This is a genomic window from Knoellia sinensis KCTC 19936, assembly GCF_000768705.1.
Classification (GTDB): domain Bacteria; phylum Actinomycetota; class Actinomycetes; order Actinomycetales; family Dermatophilaceae; genus Knoellia; species Knoellia sinensis.
On sequence record NZ_AVPJ01000004.1, the window covers coordinates 237,184 to 259,120 of the forward strand.

The 21,937-nt window shown below is 68.3% G+C and carries 20 protein-coding genes; 14 read left to right on the forward strand and 6 right to left on the reverse strand.

Going from position 1 to position 21,937, the window contains the following annotated elements; translation table 11 throughout:
• Positions 1–4: 4 nt before the first annotated feature.
• From N802_RS07510 to N802_RS07520, 3 genes are all read left to right on the forward strand, one after another.
• Positions 5–1,342, forward strand: coding sequence for a 3-oxoacyl-ACP reductase (locus N802_RS07510; protein ID WP_035914208.1), 1,338 nt, complete (start codon positions 5–7; stop codon positions 1,340–1,342).
• On the forward strand, positions 1,342–2,199 hold the full coding sequence (locus tag N802_RS07515) for a MaoC/PaaZ C-terminal domain-containing protein (protein ID WP_035914213.1): 858 nt from the start codon (positions 1,342–1,344) through the stop codon (positions 2,197–2,199). The genes N802_RS07510 and N802_RS07515 overlap by 1 nt, the downstream gene beginning before the upstream one ends.
• 174 nt (positions 2,200–2,373) lie before the next feature.
• Positions 2,374–2,883 (forward strand): matrixin family metalloprotease, encoded by a 510-nt coding sequence (locus N802_RS07520; protein ID WP_156971318.1) that lies wholly within the window; start codon positions 2,374–2,376, stop codon positions 2,881–2,883.
• Between the two features lie 3 nt (positions 2,884–2,886).
• Here the strand turns inward: N802_RS07520 and N802_RS07525 are convergent, their stop codons facing one another.
• Positions 2,887–4,779 carry an alpha/beta hydrolase family protein gene (locus N802_RS07525; protein ID WP_035914218.1) on the reverse strand — a complete coding sequence of 631 codons (1,893 nt, stop codon included), beginning with the start codon at positions 4,777–4,779 and terminating at the stop codon, positions 2,887–2,889.
• 17 nt (positions 4,780–4,796) lie between these two features.
• Positions 4,797–5,549 (reverse strand): GNAT family N-acetyltransferase, encoded by a 753-nt coding sequence (locus N802_RS07530; protein WP_035914221.1) that lies wholly within the window; start codon positions 5,547–5,549, stop codon positions 4,797–4,799.
• 124 nt (positions 5,550–5,673) lie between these two features.
• On the opposite strand from N802_RS07530, the gene thrS reads away from it, so the two are divergent.
• The 9 genes from thrS to pdxS all read left to right on the forward strand — a co-directional run bounded on the left by thrS (position 5,674) and on the right by pdxS (position 13,954).
• Positions 5,674–7,659 (forward strand): threonine--tRNA ligase, encoded by a 1,986-nt coding sequence (thrS, locus tag N802_RS07535; RefSeq protein WP_035914223.1) that lies wholly within the window; start codon positions 5,674–5,676, stop codon positions 7,657–7,659.
• Between the two features lie 25 nt (positions 7,660–7,684).
• Positions 7,685–8,143, forward strand: a complete 459-nt coding sequence (locus tag N802_RS07540) for a GNAT family N-acetyltransferase (protein WP_035914227.1) — start codon at positions 7,685–7,687, stop codon at positions 8,141–8,143.
• A gap of 94 nt (positions 8,144–8,237) precedes the next feature.
• On the forward strand, positions 8,238–8,801 hold the full coding sequence (locus N802_RS07545) for a hypothetical protein (RefSeq protein ID WP_035914230.1): 564 nt from the start codon (positions 8,238–8,240) through the stop codon (positions 8,799–8,801).
• A gap of 252 nt (positions 8,802–9,053) precedes the next feature.
• Positions 9,054–9,602, forward strand: coding sequence for an HIT family protein (locus N802_RS07550; protein WP_035914232.1), 549 nt, complete (start codon positions 9,054–9,056; stop codon positions 9,600–9,602).
• 26 nt (positions 9,603–9,628) lie between these two features.
• Complete coding sequence (pgsA, locus tag N802_RS07555) at positions 9,629–10,270, forward strand: phosphatidylinositol phosphate synthase (RefSeq protein WP_035914234.1); 642 nt, start codon at positions 9,629–9,631, stop codon at positions 10,268–10,270.
• Positions 10,267–11,220 carry a phosphatidylinositol mannoside acyltransferase gene (locus N802_RS07560; RefSeq protein WP_245613855.1) on the forward strand — a complete coding sequence of 318 codons (954 nt, stop codon included), beginning with the start codon at positions 10,267–10,269 and terminating at the stop codon, positions 11,218–11,220. The genes pgsA and N802_RS07560 overlap by 4 nt, the downstream gene beginning before the upstream one ends.
• Positions 11,217–12,407 (forward strand): glycosyltransferase family 4 protein, encoded by a 1,191-nt coding sequence (locus N802_RS07565; RefSeq protein ID WP_035914235.1) that lies wholly within the window; start codon positions 11,217–11,219, stop codon positions 12,405–12,407. Before N802_RS07560 ends, N802_RS07565 begins: the two co-directional genes overlap by 4 nt.
• Positions 12,407–12,991 (forward strand): hypothetical protein, encoded by a 585-nt coding sequence (locus N802_RS07570; RefSeq protein ID WP_035914238.1) that lies wholly within the window; start codon positions 12,407–12,409, stop codon positions 12,989–12,991. Before N802_RS07565 ends, N802_RS07570 begins: the two co-directional genes overlap by 1 nt.
• 42 nt (positions 12,992–13,033) lie before the next feature.
• Positions 13,034–13,954, forward strand: a complete 921-nt coding sequence (gene pdxS / locus N802_RS07575) for a pyridoxal 5'-phosphate synthase lyase subunit PdxS (RefSeq protein WP_035914241.1) — start codon at positions 13,034–13,036, stop codon at positions 13,952–13,954.
• A 235-nt stretch (positions 13,955–14,189) separates the two neighbouring features.
• Here the strand turns inward: pdxS and fdhD are convergent, their stop codons facing one another.
• Genes fdhD through kynU form a run of 3 tightly spaced genes read right to left on the reverse strand, consistent with a single transcriptional unit; the run spans position 14,190 to position 18,559 of the window.
• Positions 14,190–15,014, reverse strand: coding sequence for a formate dehydrogenase accessory sulfurtransferase FdhD (gene fdhD, locus N802_RS07580; protein WP_035914245.1), 825 nt, complete (start codon positions 15,012–15,014; stop codon positions 14,190–14,192).
• Positions 15,014–17,296 (reverse strand): FdhF/YdeP family oxidoreductase, encoded by a 2,283-nt coding sequence (locus tag N802_RS07585; protein WP_035914247.1) that lies wholly within the window; start codon positions 17,294–17,296, stop codon positions 15,014–15,016. Before N802_RS07585 ends, fdhD begins: the two co-directional genes overlap by 1 nt.
• A gap of 18 nt (positions 17,297–17,314) precedes the next feature.
• Positions 17,315–18,559 carry a kynureninase gene (gene kynU / locus N802_RS07590; RefSeq protein ID WP_035914494.1) on the reverse strand — a complete coding sequence of 415 codons (1,245 nt, stop codon included), beginning with the start codon at positions 18,557–18,559 and terminating at the stop codon, positions 17,315–17,317.
• A gap of 72 nt (positions 18,560–18,631) precedes the next feature.
• Between kynU and N802_RS07595 the strand changes: the two genes are divergently transcribed.
• Together N802_RS07595 and N802_RS07600 are read left to right on the forward strand one after the other, a co-directional pair.
• Positions 18,632–20,227 carry a LuxR family transcriptional regulator gene (locus tag N802_RS07595; RefSeq protein WP_052109572.1) on the forward strand — a complete coding sequence of 532 codons (1,596 nt, stop codon included), beginning with the start codon at positions 18,632–18,634 and terminating at the stop codon, positions 20,225–20,227.
• Positions 20,228–20,322: 95 nt separating this feature from the next.
• Positions 20,323–21,390, forward strand: a complete 1,068-nt coding sequence (locus tag N802_RS07600) for a class I SAM-dependent methyltransferase (RefSeq protein ID WP_052109574.1) — start codon at positions 20,323–20,325, stop codon at positions 21,388–21,390.
• Here N802_RS07600 and N802_RS07605 read toward each other — a convergent pair.
• Positions 21,369–21,896 (reverse strand): GNAT family N-acetyltransferase, encoded by a 528-nt coding sequence (locus tag N802_RS07605; RefSeq protein WP_245613856.1) that lies wholly within the window; start codon positions 21,894–21,896, stop codon positions 21,369–21,371. The two genes, N802_RS07600 and N802_RS07605, sit on opposite strands and share 22 nt — an antisense overlap.
• Positions 21,897–21,937: the final 41 nt, after the last annotated feature.

Here is a 21,937-nt window from a genome sequence, read left to right on the forward strand (position 1 = left end):
CCACATGGCGTTCAACTACGGACAGTTCGTGAGCGGTGGCATCGGCAAGCAACTCGCCACCACCCTCGGCCTTCCCCGCCCGACGAAGCTGCGTCGACACAAGGTGGGTGGCTCGCTCATTCCGGGTGAGGTTCTCGTCGCGGGCCACGGCGAGGCCCCCGTGGCCGAGCGCGTGCGCCACCTGCTCTCGGATGCCGGTGTCAAGGTCGCGACGTCCCCTTCGACCTCGGTCGCGGGCGTGGTCCTCGACCTCACCGCCGTCGAGACGCCGGCCGACCTGGAGACGCTTCGGGGCGTGGTCGGTCCGGCCCTCAAGACGCTTGCCCCCACTGGGCGCGTCATCGTGATCGGCCGCCCGCCGGAGTCGGCGACCTCGGTCGCTCAGGCCGCGGCGCGCCGCGCGGTCGAGGGCATCGTGCGCTCGATCGGCAAGGAGATGCGCGGTGGAGGCACGGCCAACACCGTGCTTGTCGCGGAGGGCGCCGACGCCGGCGTCGACGCGACCGTTCGGTTCCTCCTCTCGGGTCGCTCGGCCTATGTGTCCGCGCAGGTCTTCCACGTCGCCAAGCCCGTCGGTGACGTGGCCGCACCCGCAGACTGGGACAAGCCACTGGCAGGCAAGGTCGCGGTCGTCACCGGTGCCGCGCGCGGCATCGGCGCGGCCATCGCCGACACCCTCGCCCGCGACGGCGCGACGATCATCGCGGTGGACATGCCGCAGGCCGGCGGCCCGCTCGCGGAGGTCGCGAACCGTCTCGGCGGCACCGCGCTCCAGCTCGACGTTACCGCCGAGGACGCTGGCGCCAAGATCGTCGAGCACGCCCAGGCCCGCCACGGTGGCTTCGACATCGTCGTGCACAACGCCGGCATCACCCGGGACAAGCTCCTCGCCAACACCGAGGCCGACCGATGGGACTCCGTCCTCCAGGTCAACCTGCTCTCGATCCTGCGCATGAACGAGGCGCTCATCCCGGCCATCAACGACGGTGGCCACATCGTCAACGTCTCCTCGATCGCAGGGATCGCCGGCAACCGCGGCCAGACCAACTACGCCGCGTCCAAGGCTGGCGTCATCGGGATGACCCAGTCACTCGCGGCCGACAAGGCCGTCCTCAAGAAGGGGATCACCGTCAATGCGGTGGCACCTGGATTCATCGAGACCGAGATGACCGCGAAGGTGCCGTTCGCGACGCGTGAGGTCGGTCGTCTCATGAACTCGTTGTCGCAGGGCGGGCAGCCAGTCGACGTCGCCGAGACCATCGGCTTCTTCGCCTGGGACGCCAACCGCGCTGTCACGGGCAACACGGTGCGCGTCTGCGGCCAGATGCTCATGGGGGCCTGATGACCCAGAAGGAGACCTTCAGCGAGGCGCCGTCGCTCGCCAAGGTGTTCGTGCGGGCTGCACTCGCGGGCAAGAAGTCCGGATCGACGCTGCCGGCCAGCGAACTCGTCCTCACAGACCACAAGGTGGACCGCCAGCACCTCATGGACTACCAGCGGCTGTGTGGGTTCGGTGTCGACGACGTTCTCCCGCACACCTATCCGCACATCCTGGGTTTCCCGCTGCAGGCCGAGCTCATGGCGCGCTCGTCGTTCCCGTTGCCGCTCGCCGGGCTCGTCCACACCGAGAACACGATCACCGTGCGACGCACCCTGAACGCCGACGATGTGCTCGACATCGCCGTCCATGCCGAGGATCTGCGGGAGCACCCCAAGGGTCGGTTGGTCGACCTCGTCACCGAGGCCACCGTCGATGGCGAGTCGGTGTGGAGTGGGCGTAGCACCTACATCGCCCGGGGGAAGGGCAACCCCGACGCCGAGCGCGGTGCTGAGGCGCCGCCGGTGCCGCAGGGCATCGCAGCCGCCCAGTGGTCGCTCCCGGGCGACCTGGGTCGCCAGTACGCCGCGGTCTCGGGCGATGTGAACCCGATCCACATGCACCCGCTCACCGCCAAGGCGATGGGATTCCCCAAGGCCATCGCGCACGGGATGTGGACCTCCGCCCGCACCTTGGCTGCGCTGGGTCGCTCCGTCAACGGGCCGAGCACGTCCAACGTCTGGTTCAAGAAGCCGGTGCTCCTGCCGAGCAAGGTCGACTTCGTCGTCGACCGCAGCCAGGCGCTCACGGTGGCGGGGTTGCGTGCCACGCGCAAGCCCGAGACCGAGCACCTCGTACTCACCCTCGAGACGGCTCACTGACCTCAGGGTCAAGCAGTCGAGAGGAGAAGAAGTCCCGCCGCCAGTCGCTGGAGGCGGGACTTCTTCTACTCTCGAGTGCCTTGCGGTTCCGCCTCGGCAACGGGTCGGAATCAGTCATGCTGGACACATGCTGGGTGGCGCGTTCGTGCTGGCCGTCGCCTGCGGCGGTGTGCCGTGAGACGTCGCACCGCCGTGGCTGCGTTCGGCGCCGGTGTCGTTGCGGCTCTCGTGAGCGTGTACGTGATGGCACAACGACTCGACAAGGACCTCGTGACCCCGACGTGGCAACAGCCCGTGGTCACGATCGACGACAAGGCGGCCGTGGCGGCAGCGCAGCAGTGGGATGCGCCGTTCCAGATCCGCTACTCCACCACCAGCCCCGACATCAACGTCACTCGCGGCGTCACGCTCCGGGACCAATCGTCCGGCGCCGTGATCGGCGGCAAGGCGTTTCCACCCACAGTCGACGGGGACCGGATCACCGGGTGCCTCATCCTCGTCCACCACAGGCACGTCACCGATGCCGTCCTGGCACACGAGATCGGGCACTGCCTTGGGCTCGGGCACAGCCTGAACCCCGCCCGCCTCATGTACGGGGCGAGTGGGGTTCCTGGTGGGGCGAGCGGCGTCACCGAGGCCGATCGTGCCGCACTCGCGGCGCTCTACGGGCGCAGGCCGCGATGAGGGTCAGTCAGGGCTGGGGGTGAAGCCGAGGACGCGACCGTAGAACGCGAGTTCGCGGGTCAGTGAGTCCTCTATGGCCGACGCGGAGCGGAACCCGTGCCCCTCGTCCGGATAGAGGACGAGGTCGACATCACCACCGGCTGCCCGCATCCCTGCGGCCATTGCTTCTGCCTGCGCCTGAGGGACGACCTCGTCGATCCCTCCCTGCAACAAGAGGACGGCTCCGTGCACCGCGTCGGCGTGGTGGACGGGCGAGCGCTCGACGTAGACGTCCTTGGCCTCGGGGTACGGACCGACGATGCGGTCGAGATAGCGCGACTCGAACTTGTGGGTGTCGGTGGCGAGTCCCTCGAGGTCGGCGACACCGAAGTAGCTCGTGCCCGCCGCGAACGCGTCACTGGTGGTCAGCGCCCGCAGCACTGAGTAGCCCCCGGCACTGCCACCACGTATCGCGAGCCGGTCTCCGTCGACCTCGCCGGCGTCCGCGAGCGAGCGAGCTCCGGTGACGATGTCATCGATGTCGATGACGCCCCATTGTCCGAGCAGTCGATCGCGGTAGGCCCGACCGTGGCCGGTGCTCCCGGAGTGGTTGACGTCGAGAACGGCGAAACCACGAGTCGTCCAGAACGCGCGTGCCAGGTGGAGGCCGGCCTCCGTTCGCGCCGTGGGTCCACCATGGACGAAGACGAGCAGAGGCGGCAGCTCGCCCTCAGGGCCGGTCGCCTGCGGGTGCGTGGGCGGCAGGAAGACCCCGTGCACCTCCTGGCCCCCGCTGTTGGTCCAGGTCCATGGCTGAGCCGTGCTCGCGTATGCCGGGTCGAGACCTTCGTCGCGGCTGCGCCGGATCGTCGTCTGGGGTCCGTTGACCGGACCGCGCGTGATGACCGGCATCGCGGAGAGAGATCCCGAGCGCAGGGCGATCTCATCGCCGGCGGCGTGGAGGTGGTCGAACTGCACACCGTCGTTCTGGACATCGAGAAGCGTGCCGTCCGAGGGGTCGAGGACTCCGAGCTTCCCGACGCCCTCGGCCCACCAGTGCACGAGCACCCGCCCGTCCGACAGGAAGGCGTAGTCGCTCATCCCCAGTGCCCACTGTGGCTGCATGAAGTCGGCGTCGACGGAGTGGACGACCTCGATGCCAGAACCACTGTCCTTCTTGAGGTTCCACCAACCCGAGTCGTCTGACACGAACCACAGGGTGCCGTCGTCACTGAACTTCGGCTGTCCTACCGACACGTCCGGACGGCCCTCGACGATCCGCCAGTCGAGGGATCCTCCCTCGGGGGTGAGTGCGGCGCGCCGCAGGGTCGTCGTGTCCCAGGGCATGTTCGGGTGGTCCCACGTCACGACGGCGACCTCGGCACCATCGGCCGAGAGTGCCGCACGTCCGACGAAGTCGGATCCCTCCCACAGGATGCGCCCACCGTCGGCGTTGTCCCCGTCGAGCGAGAGCCGGACGAGGGTGTTGACCGGCTCGTCGTCTCCTGAGTGGTCCTCCCTCACGGCGAGCGCGAAGCCGTCACCCAGCACGAGCCCCCCGTAGCGGAAGCCACCCTCCGGTGTGATGGGGCGGAGTTCGCCCGCATCCGTCACCACATGGACTCTCAGGTCCGGCAACGTCGCGACGACCACCTCCCCGGACCGGACGGCATACGCGCCGCCGCCGTACTCGTGGACCCGGGAACGGACGTTGATCCCTTCGCCGACCACGTCCTCGACGGCCCCGGTCGCGCCGACATGCCGCATCAGGACCACGCGGCCTCCCTCCCACGGCCGGCCCTCGAGCCAGTAGGTGTCGGGACCATCGACGCGGACCTCGTCGAGCGCCCGGGTCGCAGCGGTGAGGTCTCTGGGGGAGAGGGGCGATGGCCAGGAACCGAAGGGGAGCGTGGTCATTCAGCCAACCTAGGTCGTCAGAGCCGGTGGTGCACCCAGACGTTGGGCTCCACATAGACGGCGTGGTCGTGCTCGACACTCACGTGGACGGGGTTCAGGGCGAACGGCACCTCCACATCACCCGAGGTGTCGAACGGCAAGCCGGTCCACTCCCGCCACTCGGCGAGCGTCCCGGGGATCGTCATCGATCGCGCACAGACGCCCTCGATCGTTCCGCCAGCACGCACGTGCAGCCGCAGCCACGGGTCGACGGGCAGCCCGTCTTCACGGGTCCGGAACGCATACTCGGTCATCGGTGTCAGGGGTTCGAGGTGCTTGTTGCTGGGGCGAACCGGGGCCACGAGGTCATGGAAGCCGTGACGGATGGCGTTCTGCCGTTTGGCCTCCAGCATCACAGACGCCAGACCGGTGCCCTGGAGGTCTGGACGGATGGCGACCTCCAGGGCCGATACGTGCGTCGGCTTCCGGCCGGCAAGTTCGTCGAGCCAGGCCCATCGGATCACTCCGTCCCAGCCGTCCTCCGGCAAGGTCGGGCGTCCGATCTCGGAACCCATCGCGAACGGGATCGCGTGCGACTTGGCGACGATCCGCTCGGGTTCGGCCGCGTCCCACGCGACCAGGCTCCACTCGGCGTACGTCGTCGATGCCCGCGCGTAGTAGAGGTCGCCAATCGGATCCCACTTCATGAACTCGGGCCACGGGTTGTCGAACTCCCCCTGCAGGTCCGTGAGGTCGGGTCGTTCGGCGCGCGAGGCGATCACAAGGTCCATACCCCGAACGTCCCACACCCGAACTCCGTCGCGCCTCCGCTTTTCCGGCGGATAGCATCGGTATGCCGTGCCGGGACGTCCGCACACGGCATACCTTCCGCAGTTGCCACCACAGGAGTAGCCCGTGTCATCGCAGATCACCGTTCACGTCGCCGGAGACGAGCGATCGGTGGGTCTGGACACGACGGCCGCTGATCTCTTCGAAGGGCAGCGCGAGGTGCTCGTCGCCCGGGTCAACGGTGAACTGCGTGACCTCACCCACGTCCTCGCCGAAGGTGACACGGTGGAGCCGGTGACCGCGCAGGAGCAGGACGGCCTCGATGTGCTGCGGCACAGTGCTGCTCACGTCCTGGCGCAGGCCGTGCAGCAGGTCAACCCCGACGCCAAGCTGGGCATCGGCCCGCCCGTGCGCGACGGCTTCTACTACGACTTCGACGTCGCCGAGCCGTTCCACCCCGACGACCTCAAGGCCCTCGAGAAGGTCATGCAGAAGATCGTCAACGAGGGCCAGACGTTCGTGCGCCGCGAGATCAGCGACGATGCCGCCCTCGTCGAGCTCAAGGACGAGCCCTACAAGTGCGAGCTCATCGGCCTCAAGGGTGGCTCTGCTGGTGAAGCGGCTGAGGGTGCCGATGTCGAGGTGGGCGGCGCCCAACTCACGATCTATGACAACGTCCGGCGCGACGGTTCAACGGCGTGGGGAGACCTCTGTCGGGGCCCCCACGTGCCGACCACCAAGGTCCTCGGCAACGCCTTCAAGGTGATGCGCAGTGCTGCTGCCTACTGGCGCGGGTCCGAGAAGAACCCGCAGCTGCAGCGCATCTACGGCACCGCCTGGCCGACCAAGGACGAGCTCAAGGCCTACCTCGACCGTCTCGCCGAGGCCGAGAAGCGCGACCACCGCAAGTTGGGTGCCGAACTCGACCTCTACTCGTTCCCCGACGAGATCGGCTCCGGCATGGCCGTCTTCCACCCCAAGGGCGGCGTCATCAAGCGCGAGATGGAGGACTACGTCCGTCGGCGCCACATCGAGGAGGGCTTCGACTACGTCGGGACCCCGCACATCAGCAAGGACGGGCTGTTCCACACCTCGGGACACCTGCCCTACTACGCCGACACGATGTTCCCGCCGATGGAGATGGAGCATGCGGAGTACCGCCTCAAGGCGATGAACTGCCCCATGCACAACCTCATCTTCCGATCCCGCGGTCGCTCCTATCGAGAGCTGCCGCTGCGCTTCTTCGAGTTCGGGTCGGTCTACCGCTTCGAGAAGTCGGGCGTCGTGCATGGGCTGACCCGGGTGCGGGCCATGACTCAGGATGACTCGCACTCCTACGTCACCCCGGAGCAGGCGCCGGCCGAGGTCGAGCACCTCCTCGACTTCGTCACGGGGTTGCTGAAGGACTTCGGCCTGGACGACTACTACTTCGAGCTGTCCACCCGTGACGAGGACGGCGAGAAGGCCGAGAAGTTCATCGGCTCGCCGGAGCAGTGGGAGACCGCGACCAAGGTCCTCGAGGAGACGGCCGGCAAGTACGGCGTGGACCTCGTGCCGGACCCCGGGGGCGCGGCCTTCTACGGCCCGAAGATCTCCGTGCAGGCCCGTGACGCGATCGGGCGCACCTGGCAGATGTCGACGATCCAGTACGACTTCAACCAGCCGGAGCGCTTCGGCCTCGAATACCAGGCCTCCGACGGCTCGCGGCAGCAGCCGGTGATGATCCACTCCGCCAAGTTCGGCTCGATCGAGCGGTTCATCGGCGTGCTCGTCGAGCACTACGCCGGTGCGTTCCCGGTCTGGCTCAGCCCGGTTCAGGTCCTCGGTGTGCCCGTCGCGGACGAGTACAACGACTACCTCTGGGACGTGCTGTCGCAGATGAAGGCCAAGGGCATTCGCGTCGAACTCGACGAGAGTGACGACCGGTTCCCCAAGAAGATCCGCAACGCAAGCAAGTCCAAGGTGCCCTTCACGCTCATTGCCGGAGAGGAGGACCGCAGCAACAACGCGGTCTCGTTCCGCTATCGCGACGGCTCGCAGAAGAATGGTGTGCCGATCGAGGACGCCATCGCCGAGGTACTCACCGCCATCGAGACCCGCGCCCAGGTCTGACCGCCATGACCAGGAGCCAGCGCCCGTGAGCAGCGACATCAGGCTGGCCGAGCCACGTGATGCGTTCGCGATCGCGGCTCTCACAATGCAGGACGACCGGGAGACCGGAGCGACGATCGCACCCGGCTTCATCGACCGCTATGCGGACGCGTGGTTGGCCGACCGCAACCGGGTCACGTTCCTGGCCGAGGGCACCGACGGACGTCCGCTCGGCATGGTCACTGCTGCCGTCGTCACCAAGTTGCCAAGCTCGCGTCGACCGGACGAGCGTTGGCTGCACGTGTCGTTGCTGTTCGTCACTCAGGACGCGCGCGGTGCTGGACTCGGTGCGCGGCTGCTGGCCACCTTGAAGGAGTGGTCACGGGCACATGCCGTGAGCAGGATGCAGCTCAACGCTGACGCGCGGGCGCGTTCGCTCTACGAGCGAGCCGGATTCGGGCCGGCCACAGCCGAACTCATGGAGTGGCACGCGGATCCATCCTGAACGGGTGCAACCTTGTCGGCGGCCACCGCGTCTGGTGTGGTGAGGGGGCGGGACCGCAGGGGGTATCCGCCTCTCACCAACGAGAGGATCAACGATGTTCACTCGCACCACTCGCCTGGCTGCCGTCGTCGGCAGTGCAGTCCTGTTCGGCTTGGCTGGCACGACGGGGGCGTCCGCAGCAGGCCCGGGCATTCCGGACGTCCTGCCCGACACCATGCTCGGAGCATCGCTCCAGGCCGAGTTCGACAACCACCCGAACGGTCCCACGGTGACGGGCGCGCAGTACTGCGACCCGATCAACAACCCGAAGGCCAAGCTCGCCCAGGTTCGTCAGAACTGGATGTACTGGAACGCGGACGACGACACCTCCGGGCTCTCGTCCGACGTCACCATCTCCAAGTACGCGCGTGCCGGGGTCGCCTTCGCGCAGGTCGTCACCGACACGGGGTACTGCACCATGGGCGAGAGCCTGGAGCGCACGGAGTGGGACGGCGTGGACGCGGGGACCCACGCCCTCTACAGCGGCGCCGACTACGCCGCCGCCGTCATCCACGACGGCCGCTACATCATCGCCGTTGCCGTGAGCGACTGGGACGGTGGACTTGACGAGGTCGGGGGAGCGACGGCCGAGGCGCTGAAGCTGGCAGCCGCGCTCTGAACGATCGGTGAGCGGACGGCATACACGGTCCTTCGCTGTATGCCGTCCGGTCACCGACGAGGTCGGCTGGCAAATTCCCACAACTCGCTTGCCCCGAACGATGAGAAACCTACAATGATTGAACCTTGGCTGATGCGGACGCAACCTTCGGAGCCTGCCCCGCGTCTCTAGTGGTGAAGGGCCGGGGCGCCGGTACAGGGGTCGGCGCCCCGGCCCTCCGCCGTGCACGGGCTCGTGCCTAGGATCGTGGCCATGGATGAGGTTCCGACGAGCGGGGCGGGCGAGTTCGCGGGTGTGCCGGATGGGTTCGACCGGCTCTGGACTCCGCATCGACTGGCTTATGTGACGGGGGAGCGGCCCTCGAAGGACGCCGGCGACGGATGCCCGTTCTGCGCGGCACCAGGGAGGGACGACGAGACCGGTCTCATCGTCCACCGCGGCGAGCACTGCTACGTCGTCATGAACCTCTTTCCCTACAACCCCGGCCATGTGCTGGTGTGCCCCTACCGTCACGTGTCCCTCTACATCGACCTCACCGAAGAGGAGACGAACGAGTTCACGGCCGTGACCAAGACGGCGATCCGCGCACTCCAGGCCTCGTCGGGGCCGCAGGGCTTCAACATCGGGATGAACCAGGGCGAGGTTGCCGGCGCCGGTGTCGCTGCCCACCTCCACCAGCACATCGTTCCCAGATGGGGCGGCGACATGAACTTCCTGCCCGTCGTCGGCCAGACGAAGGCGCTCCCCGTGCTCCTCGAAGACGCGCGGCGGCGGCTCGCCGAGGCCTGGCCGAAGGCATGAGTCCGGCCCACTAGGCTGACGGCACCATGCTCAACAAGTACGCGCGCCCCTTCTTCACGAAGCTGTTCACCCCGTTGGCCTCGCTCCTGTTGCGCCTCGGGGTGAGTCCTGACGTCGTGACCGTCGTCGGCACCCTCGGGGTCAGTCTCGGGGCCTTGATCTTCTATCCGCGTGGCGAGTTCCTCGTGGGGACGCTGGTCATCACGGCGTTCGTGTTCTCCGACACCGTCGACGGGATCATGGCGCGCCGTTCGGGGCGGTCGAGCATGTGGGGGGCCTACCTCGACTCGACCCTCGACCGGGTGGCAGATGCCTCCGTCTTCGGAGGTCTCGTCCTGTTCTACGCCGGGGGGCAGAGCCTCCGACCTGGCGGGGCACTGCAGGTGAGTCCGGGAGTGATGGCTGCCCTCGCTCTGGCCTGCCTCATCCTCGGGATGGTCGTGTCCTACGCGAAGGCCCGGGCCGAGGGCTTGGGCATGACGGCGAACGTCGGCATCGCCGAGAGAGCCGAGCGACTCGTCGCCGTCCTCGTCACCACCGGTCTTGTGGGCTGGTTCCTCCCGGAAGTCTTCCTCACCGTCGTTCTTGCGCTCCTTGCCCTCGCGAGCCTCGTCACCGTGGTGCAGCGGATGCTCGAGGTGCGCCGACAGGCCCTCGACGTCGCGTGAGCCCGTCCATCGGAGGTCGTGCTGCCAGCGCCGCGGACGTGGTGACCGTGGCCGGCTTCCGCGTGGGTTGGTCCCTGATTCGGCGGATGCCGGAACGCGCGGCCTACGCGCTCTTCGACCGAATCGCCGACCTGACCGTCGCCCGGGGTGGGGGAGCGATGATGCGCTCCAACTACGCGACCGTGCGCCCGGAGCTCGGGGACACCGAGTTGGACGGGCTCGTGCGCGAGGGAATGCGCGCCTACATGCGCTACTACTGCGAGGCGTTCCGCCTGCCGGTCCTCGGACCCGACGAACTGGCAGCGAGGGTGCGTGCGGAAGGTGACGGCCCTGTGCGGGAGATCCTCGAGTCGGGAGGGTCGTTGGTCTGCTTCCTCGGCCACATGGGCAACTGGGACCTTGCCGGCGCGTGGAGTGCCGTGCACCTCGGACCCGTCACCACGGTGGCCGAACGTCTCAAGCCCGAGGAAGTGTTCGAGGAGTTCCTCGCGTTCCGAACGGGGCTTGGCATGACGATCCTTCCCCTGACCGGTGGCCCCCCGACGTTCCCACTGCTCCGTGAAGCGACCGGGCGACGCGGGCTGATCCCGCTGCTGTCCGACCGCGACCTCACCCGACAAGGTGTCGAGGTCGACTTCTGCGGGGAGCCGGCACGCATGGCGGCTGGGCCTGCGGCTCTGGCCCTTGCGGAGAAGCGGCCGCTCTTCCCGGTCTCCATCCGACACGAGCCTCTGTCTGGTGGTCGCTGGGGCATCGTGATCACCTTCCACGACCAGGTCGCCGTTCCCACGTCCGGAACCACGCGGGACAAGGTTGCGGCGATGACGCAGGCCTGCGCCGACGCGCTGGGCGACGCGGTGCGACTCCACACCGCCGACTGGCACATGCTTCAGCCGGTCTTCACGAAGGACCTGGATCAGGACCGTCTGGTGAGGGCGGGTGCGTCATGAGGATCGGGCTCGTCTGCCCCTACGCCTTCGACGTCCCAGGGGGAGTGCAGTTCCACATCCGCGACCTGGCCGAGTACTTCATCGCGCGAGGGCACGAGGTGGGCGTCCTCGCGCCGGTGGACGACCTCGATGCCGATCTGCCGGCATACGTCACGTCGTGCGGGCGCGCAGTTCCGGTGCGCTACAACGGATCCGTCGCACGCCTGACCTTTGGGCCAGTGACTTCCTCACGCGTCAGTCGGTGGCTCGAAGAGGGTGGTTTCGACGTCCTACACCTCCACGAGCCCGTGACGCCGAGCGCTTCGCTCATGGCGTTGTGGGCATCCACCGAACCGGTGGTCGCGACCTTCCACACGTCCAACATCCGCTCACGGGCCATGCACGCGGCCAACCCACTGCTTCGCCCGTCAACCGAGAAGATCCGGGCGCGGATCGCCGTCTCGGAGGAGGCTCGGGGCACAGTGCGCCGGCACCTCGGCGGAGATGCCTACATCATCCCCAACGGTGTCGACACCCGTCGGTTCGCGCCCGATGGTGCGGTGACCCGTTGGTCCGGCACGCCGGAGCGGCCCGTACTGGCCTTCCTGGGGCGGATCGACGAACCTCGCAAGGGCCTCCAGGTTCTCCTCGCGGCGATGCCGACGATTCTCGACGCCATCCCGGCGACGCGCCTCGTCGTGGCCGGTCCAGGAGAGGTGGCCGAGATCGCGTCTCGGCTTGATCCGCGCGTGCGCTCGGCAACGGAGTTCCTGGGAGCGGTCTCCGAGGAGGACAAGGTGGCGTTGTTGCGTTCCGCCGACCTGTACGTCGCTCCGCACACGGGCGGCGAGAGTTTCGGGATCGTCCTCGTGGAGGCGATGGCTGCGGGGGCGCCGGTCCTGTCGAGTGACCTCGAAGCCTTCGTTGCGGTCCTGGGTGACAGCCCCTCGGGGCGGACGTTCCCCGTGGGGGACATCGGGAGCCTCGCGGGCACAGTGCTCGAACTGCTGCGTGACCCGGCGGAGCGGGAGCGCCTCAGTGCACTCGGTCTCCGGCGGGCCCGTTCGTTCGATTGGGACGTCGTCGCCGGGCGCGTGATGGCGGTCTACGAGACCGTGATCGAGGGTGCCGACAACTCCCCGGTGGAGCCGATGCTCCGGGCGGGTCTGTTGAGCCGGCTCCGGTGGCCGATGAGGGGTGAGGTCTGATGGACGTCCTGCAGGTCACGACGATGATTGCCCTGGTGCTCTTGGCCGTCGCTTGGTACCTCTCGTACTCCGCCTCCCGGCTCGACCGACTCCACGCCAAGGTCGAGGGTGCGGTCTCGGCGCTCGACGCCCAACTGGTGCGGCGTGCCGAGGCCACGCTCGAGCTCGCGACGAGCGGAAGCATGGACCCTGCCACCTCGCTGCTCCTCGGCGACGCGGCCAGCGAGGCCCTCGAACGCCACACACACCATCCGCTGAGCCATGACCTCCTCGACGGGCAGACGTTCGCGGGCCGGGAGGGCACCGAGACGGACCTGACCGAAACCTTGCGTGCGGCCCTTCCCGAGGAGGCTGTGACGGCTCTGAGGCGTGATCCGGGCAGCCCGGGGGCGGTCGCCCTGGGCCGTGTCGAGGCCAGCGCTCTGAGGGTCCAGCTGGCGCGCCGCTTCCACAACGACGCAGTGCGCGAAGTGCGTCGTGTGCGGGCCAAGGGTGTGGTGCGTCTCTTCCGTCTTGCTGGCCACGCCGCACTTCCGCAGGTCGTGGACTTCGACGACGACCTTCCGCCCGCGGTGGTCGACTAGGCGCGTCCGCGGACGCTTCCGGCCGGATCTACACTTGCCCGCATGAGTGAGTTCGACACCCCCGACGCTTCCACGACCACCTCCCATACCGGCACGACGCGCGTGAAGCGCGGCATGGCCGAAATGCTCAAGGGCGGCGTCATCATGGACGTCGTCAACGCCGAGCAGGCCAAGATCGCCGAGGACGCCGGCGCTGTCGCGGTCATGGCTCTCGAGCGTGTTCCGGCCGACATCCGCGCCCAGGGCGGCGTGTCACGCATGTCGGACCCCGACATGATCGACGGCATCGTCGAGGCGGTGTCCATCCCCGTCATGGCAAAGGCCCGCATCGGCCACTTCGTCGAGGCCCAGGTGTTGCAGTCCCTCGGCGTCGACTACATCGACGAGTCCGAGGTGCTCACCCCGGCCGACTACGCCAACCACATCGACAAGTGGAAGTTCACCGTTCCCTTCGTGTGTGGTGCCACGAACCTCGGCGAGGCGCTGCGCCGCATCACCGAGGGTGCGGCGATGATCCGTTCCAAGGGCGAGGCCGGCACGGGCGACGTCTCCAACGCGACGACCCACATGCGCAAGATCCGCGCCGAGATCAAGCGTCTCCAGAACCTTCCCGAGGACGAGCTCTATGTCGCGGCGAAGGAGCTCCAGGCACCGTTCGACCTCGTCAAGGAGGTGGCCGAGGCCGGGAAGCTCCCCGTCGTGCTCTTCACGGCTGGCGGCATCGCCACCCCCGCCGACGCCGCCATGATGATGCAGCTCGGTGCCGAGGGTGTGTTCGTCGGCTCCGGCATCTTCAAGTCGGGCAACCCGGCGCAGCGTGCCGAGGCGATCGTCAAGGCCACGACCTTCCACGACGACCCCGACGTCATCGCCAAGGTCTCGCGCGGACTTGGTGAGGCCATGGTCGGTATCAACGTCGACGAGATCCCCGAGCCGCACCGGCTCGCCGAGCGCGGCTGGTGACTCCTCGCTGACTGCGTGACACGAGGGCGGCCCCATGGGGTCGCCCTCGTGTCGTGTGCGACGCGTTAGCGGGCCTGACGGACTGCGCGCTGGTTCGGACGCAGCACACCTTTCGAGGTGAGCGCGCAGTCCTTTGGCCCGACGCACGTCGCGCACGACACCACGGGCTCACCGCATGCTGGCCTGACGGATGTCGGGCGCTTCACCCGAGCTCGCCATCCGCCGGTCGAGTTGGTCAGTGGGGGATGCGGTGGGTGTGGGTGTAGACGCTCAACCGGCGATCGCGGGCGAAGGCCACCAAGGTGACTCCCAGGCGGTCGGCGGCCTCGATTGCGAGGGTCGACGGCGCCGAGACACACGCCAGCACGGCCACCTGGGACACTGCTGCCTTCTGGACGATCTCGAAACTCGCACGGCTGGACACCACGAGGAGAGCGCCCGCAGTGGTCACGTCACCGACAAGCGCCGCGCCGAGGACCTTGTCGACCGCGTTGTGGCGGCCGATGTCCTCGCGGACGATCGCGAGCGAACTCGGCGACGGCGCGCCGTTGGAGTCGGCCGGAGCGAGGCCAGCGCCGTGGACGCCTCCGGTCTTCGCGAACACCGTCTGGCGTGACCGAAGTTCGTCGAGGGCACCGGCGACGTTCTCGGCTGCCCACACCATGTCCGGCGGGCGGGAGGCCACGACTTCCTCGACCGCTTCGACTGCCGTCGTGCCACACAGGCCACAGCCGCCGAGGGAAGCGAGGTTGCGCGTCCCTGTCGCTGCTCGGGCGACCGAGCCGCCGGGCACATCGAGGTTGAGGACGTTGAGCGTGTCGAGGTCCGAGCAGAACCGCGCCGAGACGACATCGTCCCTCGATCGAATCACTCCTTCGGCGCGCAGCAGGCCGTGAGCCAGATCGACGTCTGCCCCCGGCGTGCGCATGGTCACCGTGAAGGTCTCGCCATTCACCCTGATCTCGAGCGGCTCCTCACCGGCGACGGTGTCGATCGCGCGGGACACGTCGCCATCGAGGTCGATCCGGACGACCTTGTGGCGGGCGGTGACGCGTCCCATCAACGGGCCTCGAGCCGGACCACGACAGACTTTGACGTCGGGGTGTTGCTGCCGCGTGCCGTGGAGTCGAGCGGGACGAGGACGTTGGTCTCGGGGAAGTACGCGGCCACGCATCCACGAGGCGTCGGGTAGCCGACCAACCGGAACTCCTCTGCACGACGCTCGGTGAGTGCGTCCGCTCCGTCCGGGCCCCGCCACTCCGAGATGATGTCGACGCTCTGGCCCTCCGAGAGGCCCAGAGTCGTCAGGTCATCGGGGTTGATGAACAGCACGCGACGACCGCTCTTGATGCCGCGATAGTGGTCGTCGAGACCATAGATCGTGGTGTTGTACTGGTCGTGGCTCCGGATCGTCTGGAGCAACAACCGACCGGGTGGGCACTCTGGGTACTCGAGTGGGTGCACCATGAATCGGGCTCGACCCCCGTCGACCTCGAACCGCCGTTCGCGCGGCGGGATCGGCAGCTGGAACCCCCCGGGATCAGCGATCCGCTCCTCGAACCGCTCGAAGCCGGGCACGACGCGGGAGATCTGGCTCCGGATGACTCGGTAGTCGCCCCGCATCGCCGACCAGTCGATCGTCGACTCGGGCCTGACCCTCCGGGCCAGCTCGCAGACGATCGCCACCTCGCTGAGCAAGGTGTCACTGGCCGGTGCGAGCCGTCCGCGCGACGCGTGGACCATCGACATCGAGTCCTCGACCGTGACGACCTGCTCACCGGAGAACTGCACGTCTCGCTCGGTGCGGCCCAGTGTCGGGAGGATCAGGGCCTCGGTTCCGGTCACCGTGTGCGACCGGTTGAGCTTGGTCGAGACGTGACAGGTGAGATCGGTGGCTTCGAGTGCGGCCTCGGTGACGTCACTGTCCGACATCGCCCGAACGAAGTTGCCGCCCATGGCGAAGAACACGCGACCACGACCGTCACGCATCGCGCGGACGGCGTCGACCGCGTCGACTCCGTGTTCGCGGGGCACGGTGATCGAGAACTCGGCGTCGAGCGCGTCCAGGAAGGACTCGGGAGCCTTCTCATAGATGCCCATCGTCCGGTCCCCCTGGACGTTGGAGTGACCCCGCACTGGGCACACCCCGGCGCCCTCGCGTCCCATGTGCCCGCCGAGAAGGAGCACGTTCACCATTTCCTGGATCGTGGCGACCGCGTGGCGGTGCTGGGTGATTCCCATCGCCCAACACACGATGACCGACTCGGCCGACGCGATGGCATCGGCCAGAGCGCGGATCTCCGCTTCGGCCAGTCCCGTGGCCTCAAGCACGCGCGACCAGTCCAGCGACGCCCGCGCTTCGGCAAACTTCGCGAACCCCGCTGTGTGCGCCTCGATGAAGTCCTTGTCGACCGCGCCCTGCTGGACCAGCAGATGTCCGACCGCTTGGAAGAGCGCCTGGTCCCCGCCGAGTCGGATCGGGAGGTGCGTGTCGGCGATCTTCGATCCCGCCCCCGCGACACCCTTCACCGTTTGCGGGTTCCGGAACGTCATGAGGCCCGCCTCGGCGAGCGGGTTGATCGAGACGACGCGAGCACCGTTCTCCTTGGCGGCTTCCAACGTCGACAGCATCCGCGGGTGGTTGGTTCCCGGGTTCTGGCCGACCACGAGGATGAGGTCGGCCGCGACGAGGTCGTCGAGCGTGACGGTTCCCTTGCCGATGCCGATGCTCTCGCCCAACGCCGTGCCGCTCGACTCGTGGCACATGTTGGAGCAGTCGGGAAGGTTGTTGGTGCCGAACTCCCGCACGAACAGCTGGTAGGCGAACGCCGCCTCATTGCTCGTCCGTCCCGAGGTGTAGAAGATCGCCTGGTCGGGGTCGTCGAGTTCGCACAGGTGGTCGGCGACGATGTCGAGGGCACGCTCCCACGTCACCGGCTCGTAGTGCGTTGCCTCCGCCGGCTTGTGCATCGGAGTCGTCAGCCGTCCCTGTTGGCCCAGCCAGTAGTCGGACTTCTCGCGCAGCTCGGCGATCGAGTGCTCAGCGAAGAAGGCCGGCTCGACCCGCCTCAGCGTGGCCTCCTCCGCAACGGCCTTGGCGCCGTTCTCGCAGAACTCCGCGCGATGCTTGTCCGCTGGGTCCGGCCATGCGCACCCCGGACAGTCGTAGCCGTTGTCCTGGTTGATCCGTAGGAGTGTCCGGCCGGTGCGCACCACGCCCATCTGCTCGATCGACATGCGCAGGGACCGCACGACCGCAGGTACCCCGGCTGCCGACGACTTGGGCTCGGTGACCACGAGGTCGGCGTCGCCCCTGTCCTGCGTTCCTGCTTTGGATGCCATGCGGGCATTCTCTCCCGCTCAGGTCACTGCGGCTCGGGCGGCATGCTCCGGCCGTGCGAACTCGGCCCCATCGATCACGTCTCGCAGGTGCCGGGCCGCGGTGAGCACGTCCTCGTGGGAGAGGTAGAGCGGTGCAAATCCCAACCGAACGATGTCCGGCTCACGGAAGTCTCCGATGACCCCGCGCGCGATGAGGGCCTGGACGACGGCATACGCAGCAGGGTGCCGCAGGCTCACCTGGGAGCCGCGCCGGTCATCGCGCGGCGTGACGATCGGGAGGTCGACGCCGAGGGCGTCGAGACACTCGACGAAGAAGCCGGTGAGCGAGAGCGATCGGCGCCTCACGTCCCCCATGTCCAAACCTTCGTATGCCGTGAGCGCACCTTCGAGTGCCGCGATCCCGAGCACCGGTGGAGTACCCACACGGGCTCGGGTGATGCCGTCCGCGGGCACATGGTCGGGGGACATGGCGAAGGGAGCCGCGTGACCGTTCCACCCGAGGATGGGGTTGGTGAACTCGGCCAGATGCTGTGGTGCGACGAAGAGGAACGCCGGTGCGCCGGGTCCACCGCTGAGGTACTTGTAGCCGCACCCGACCGCGAAGTCAGCCGCACCCTCGGTCAGCCCCACGTCGACGACGCCCGCGGAGTGGCACAGGTCCCAACACGCCAGCGCGCCCACCTGGTGGGCCGCCTCGGTGATCGCCGCGAGATCCCACAGCTCACCTGTGCGGTAGTCCACGTGTGAGTAGGCCGCGAGGGCAACGTCGTTCGAGCCTTCGAGGCGTGCCACGGCGTCACGCGGTGACACGAGCTCCAGCGTCAGGCCGAGCTGGTCGCACACCCCCCGGGTGACGTGGACGTCCGTGGGGAACGAGTCAGGATCCGTCAGGACGACGCGACGGTCGGGCCGGAGCCGGGCGGCGGCGTGCACTGCCTTGAACAGGCTGATCGTCGTCGAATCACCGACGACGACCGAACCAGACGGTGCACCGACGAGCGAGGCGATGCGGTCGCCCACGCGTTCGGGCGCGGTCCACCACGCCGACTCGTTCCACGCGCGGATGAGCTGCTGACCCCACTGGCGCGTCACGGCATCGGCCGTCGCGTCGCGGGCCGCCACCGACATCGCCCCGAGGGAGTTGCCGTCGAGATAGATGACGCCCTCTGGCAGGACGAACGCGTCTCGGCGGTCGGTCGCGAGGTGCTCGCTGTCGAGGTGGCGTGCGCGTTGGGCCAGGGCGGTCTGGGCGTTGTCGCTCATGGGCAGAAGCATGTCACCCGACGCCCGCGCACGAATACGCTGGAGTGTTGGACCCGGCCGCAGGAGGCGAGGATGACAGAGCCGTTCGAGTCGGCGAGGGCGAGCGCCCGTGAACGTGGCTCTGCGCTGGGGTTGGTCGAGTTGAGGGGCCTTGCCGACGCCGCGTGGTGGGAGGGCGACGGAACGACCTCCATGGCGCTGGGGGAGGAGGTCTATCGACGACTCCATGGCGAGGGCCGTCTCGAGGAGGCCGCACGGCAAGCCCTCGACCTCGCGCTCGAGTGGGTCACCCGTGGCGACGTGACCATTGGGGAGGCATGGCTGGCTCGAGCCAGCCGAGTCCTCGACGGAGTCGGAACGGCGGATGCACCAGTGGCGCACGGCTTCCTCCGCTTCGTCGAGACGTCGTTCGACCCGGACGTCGACGCGGACCCCAGGGCCGCGGCGGAGGCGGCGAACGAACTCGCCGCCCTGGGCAGAAGCCACCCTGAGTCGCCACTGCTCTGCTTCTCCGGGGTGCTCGAGGGCCTGGCCGCGGTGCGGGACGGTCGAACGGCCGACGGGTTCCGGGCACTCGACGACGCCATGCTCGAGGTCTTGGCCGGCCGGGTGCCCCCGAAATGGTCCGGCGACATCTATTGCACCGTCATCAACCTCGCCCATGTGCTGGCGGACTGGGGTCGGATGCGGGACTGGACGGACGCTCTCGATCGCTGGGCGTCTCCACTTTCCCGGACCTTCATGTACTCGCCAGTCACCCGAGTCCACCGCCTGCAGCTCATCGCCGCAGAAGGTGGCTGGGATGAGGTGCTCGAGGAAATGGAGAACCCGAGTGCCGCGCTCGTGGGCTCCCACGGGTGGCTCGCGGGTGAGGGCTACCGGGAGCTCGGCGACGTCCTGCGCCTCCGGGGGCGGCGGGAGGAAGCCTCGGTCGCCTACCGCCGGGCACGCGAGCTCGGCGTCGACCCACAGCCGGGGGAGGCCCTGCTTGCGCACGCGGCGGGGTCGTCGTCCGAGGCCGCGAACATGATCCGCGCGGCCATGGAGGGGCAGGGTCGGCTTGACCGCGCCAGGGTGCTCCTCTCGGCTGTCGAGGTGGGTCTGGCGATCGGCGACGCCGACCTCGTCGTCGGCTCAGCGGCGGAGCTGCGGGCGACAGCGACGTTGTACGGCACCCCTGGCCTTGCAGCCTGGGCGGACCACGCCGACGGACTGCTGGCCCTGGCTGACGGACGTCTGTCCGACGCGATCGCCTCCCTCAAGTCCGCCTTGCGCACCTACCGCGGTCAACGACTCCGGTATGCCGTCGCGCGCGTCCACGAGGATCTCGCCTCGGCGCGGCGCGAGACGGGGGAGGACGCGGCGGCCGACGCGGATGCGGCGACCGCGCTGTCGATCTATCGGGACCTGGGCGCGGAGCCGGACGTCGCCAGGCTCTCGCCCGCAACCCGTCCGGGCGGCCTGACGGCGCGCGAGGAGGAGGTGCTCCGCCTCGTCGTGCGCGGCTCCAGCAACCGTGAGATTGCGGCAGAGCTCGTCATCAGCGACAAGACCGTGAGCCGCCACCTCGCCAACGTGTTCGTCAAGATCGGCGTCGGGTCGCGGACCGCAGCGGTCGCGTGGGCGCACGCGAACGGCATACACGATTCGCTGCAGAGGCCCCACTGAAACCTGCACGATCTGGCCGATGCGGACGAGGTGACCGGGTTCCTAGCGTCGGTGGTGCGGGCCACACCGCCCGCCGCACGGAAGGAGCAGGAAGCATGAGCGCCACCACGACACTGGAGCAGCAGGAGACGCCGGCCGCCCTCGAGCGGCTGGTGCAGGTCTTCAATGACGGCAGCATCGCGATCCTTTGCGGCATCGGCTATGACACGGGACTGTTCGACACCCTGGCCACCCTTCCTCCGGCGACGAGCCACCAAGTCGCCGACGCCGCCGGGCTCGACGAGCGCTACGTGAGGGAATGGCTCGGCGGTATGGCGGCCGCTGGATTCGTCGACTACGACTCCGACAGCCGGACCTACGCACTCTGTCCGGAGCACGCGCCGTTCCTCACCGGACCGACTGCTGACAATCTCGCGCGCTCGATGCGTCTTGTCTCGTTCATGGGCCAGGTCGCCCCGCTGGTCGTCGAGCACTTCCGAATCGGTGGCGGCCTGACCTACGAAGAGTCCCCAGGGTTCCACGTTGGCCAGGCCGAGGAGTCCGCGGCCGTGCACGACGGCTCGCTCATCGACCGAATCATCCCCCTCACGGGCTTGGTCGGTCGACTGCAGGAAGGCATCGAGGTCGCGGACATTGGCTGTGGACAGGGACACGCGATCAACCTCCTCGCCCGAGAGTTCCCGCGGAGCACGTTCACCGGATACGACCTCAGTGGCGAGACCGTGGCGGTGGGTCGCGCCGAGGCGCATGAGTGGGGTCTGGGCAATGCCACGTTCGTCGAGTGCGATGTGGCCCGCCCGATCCACTCGGCGGCGTTCGATCTCGTCACAGCGTTCGACGCCATCCATGACCAAGCCCACCCCGCCACAGTGCTCGCCAACGTCCACACGGCCCTCCGGACCGGCGGCACCTTTCTCATGGTCGACATCAAGGCGTCCAGCCACCTCGAGCGGAACTTCGACCTGCCCTGGGCGAGCTTCCTCTATGCCATCTCGATCAGCCACTGCATGTCGGTGTCCCTGGGTCAGGGCGGCGACGGGCTCGGCACGGTGTGGGGAGTCGAACTCGCGGAACGCATGCTCAAGGATGCTGGCTTCGCCACGGTCGACCTGCACGAACTGGAGGAGGACCCGTTCAACGCCTACTTCGTGGCCAGGACCTGATCGAGCACCATGAAGGCCACGTCTGGCGCGCCGTCGGGCAGCCACGCGGGCCTCCGGTGGCCGATGACCCTCCAGCCTCGTTTCCGGTAGTACAGACCTGCATGGGTCTCCTCACCGACGACTTCGAGGACGGGGTCACGGCCCAGCGCCCGGATCTCGTCGATGGCACGCCCAAGAAGCGCACCACCGATGCCTGCCGCGCCGTGTCCGGGACCGACGAAGAGGATCGACACCTCGCCGAACCCCTCGCCGGGGCGGCCGAGGATCTCGGACCACAGCGGCGCTCCCCAGCCGACGGCGACATCCGTGACGGCGACGTGGCCAGCCAACTCCCCGTCCACCTCCGCCACCCAGGCCCCGAGCTCGCCCGGTCGGGCGATGAAGTCCTCGACCGGGAAGTCCAGGGGCCAGAAGTGCGGGTAGCCCGATGTCGACTGCTGTGCGCCGAGGAGCTCCGCGAGCACAGGGAGGTCGTATGGTCGGCGGCTACGAATCGTCACGGACACGGGCACCACGGTAGGCCCGGACGACGCTGGGTCGCGCGGAC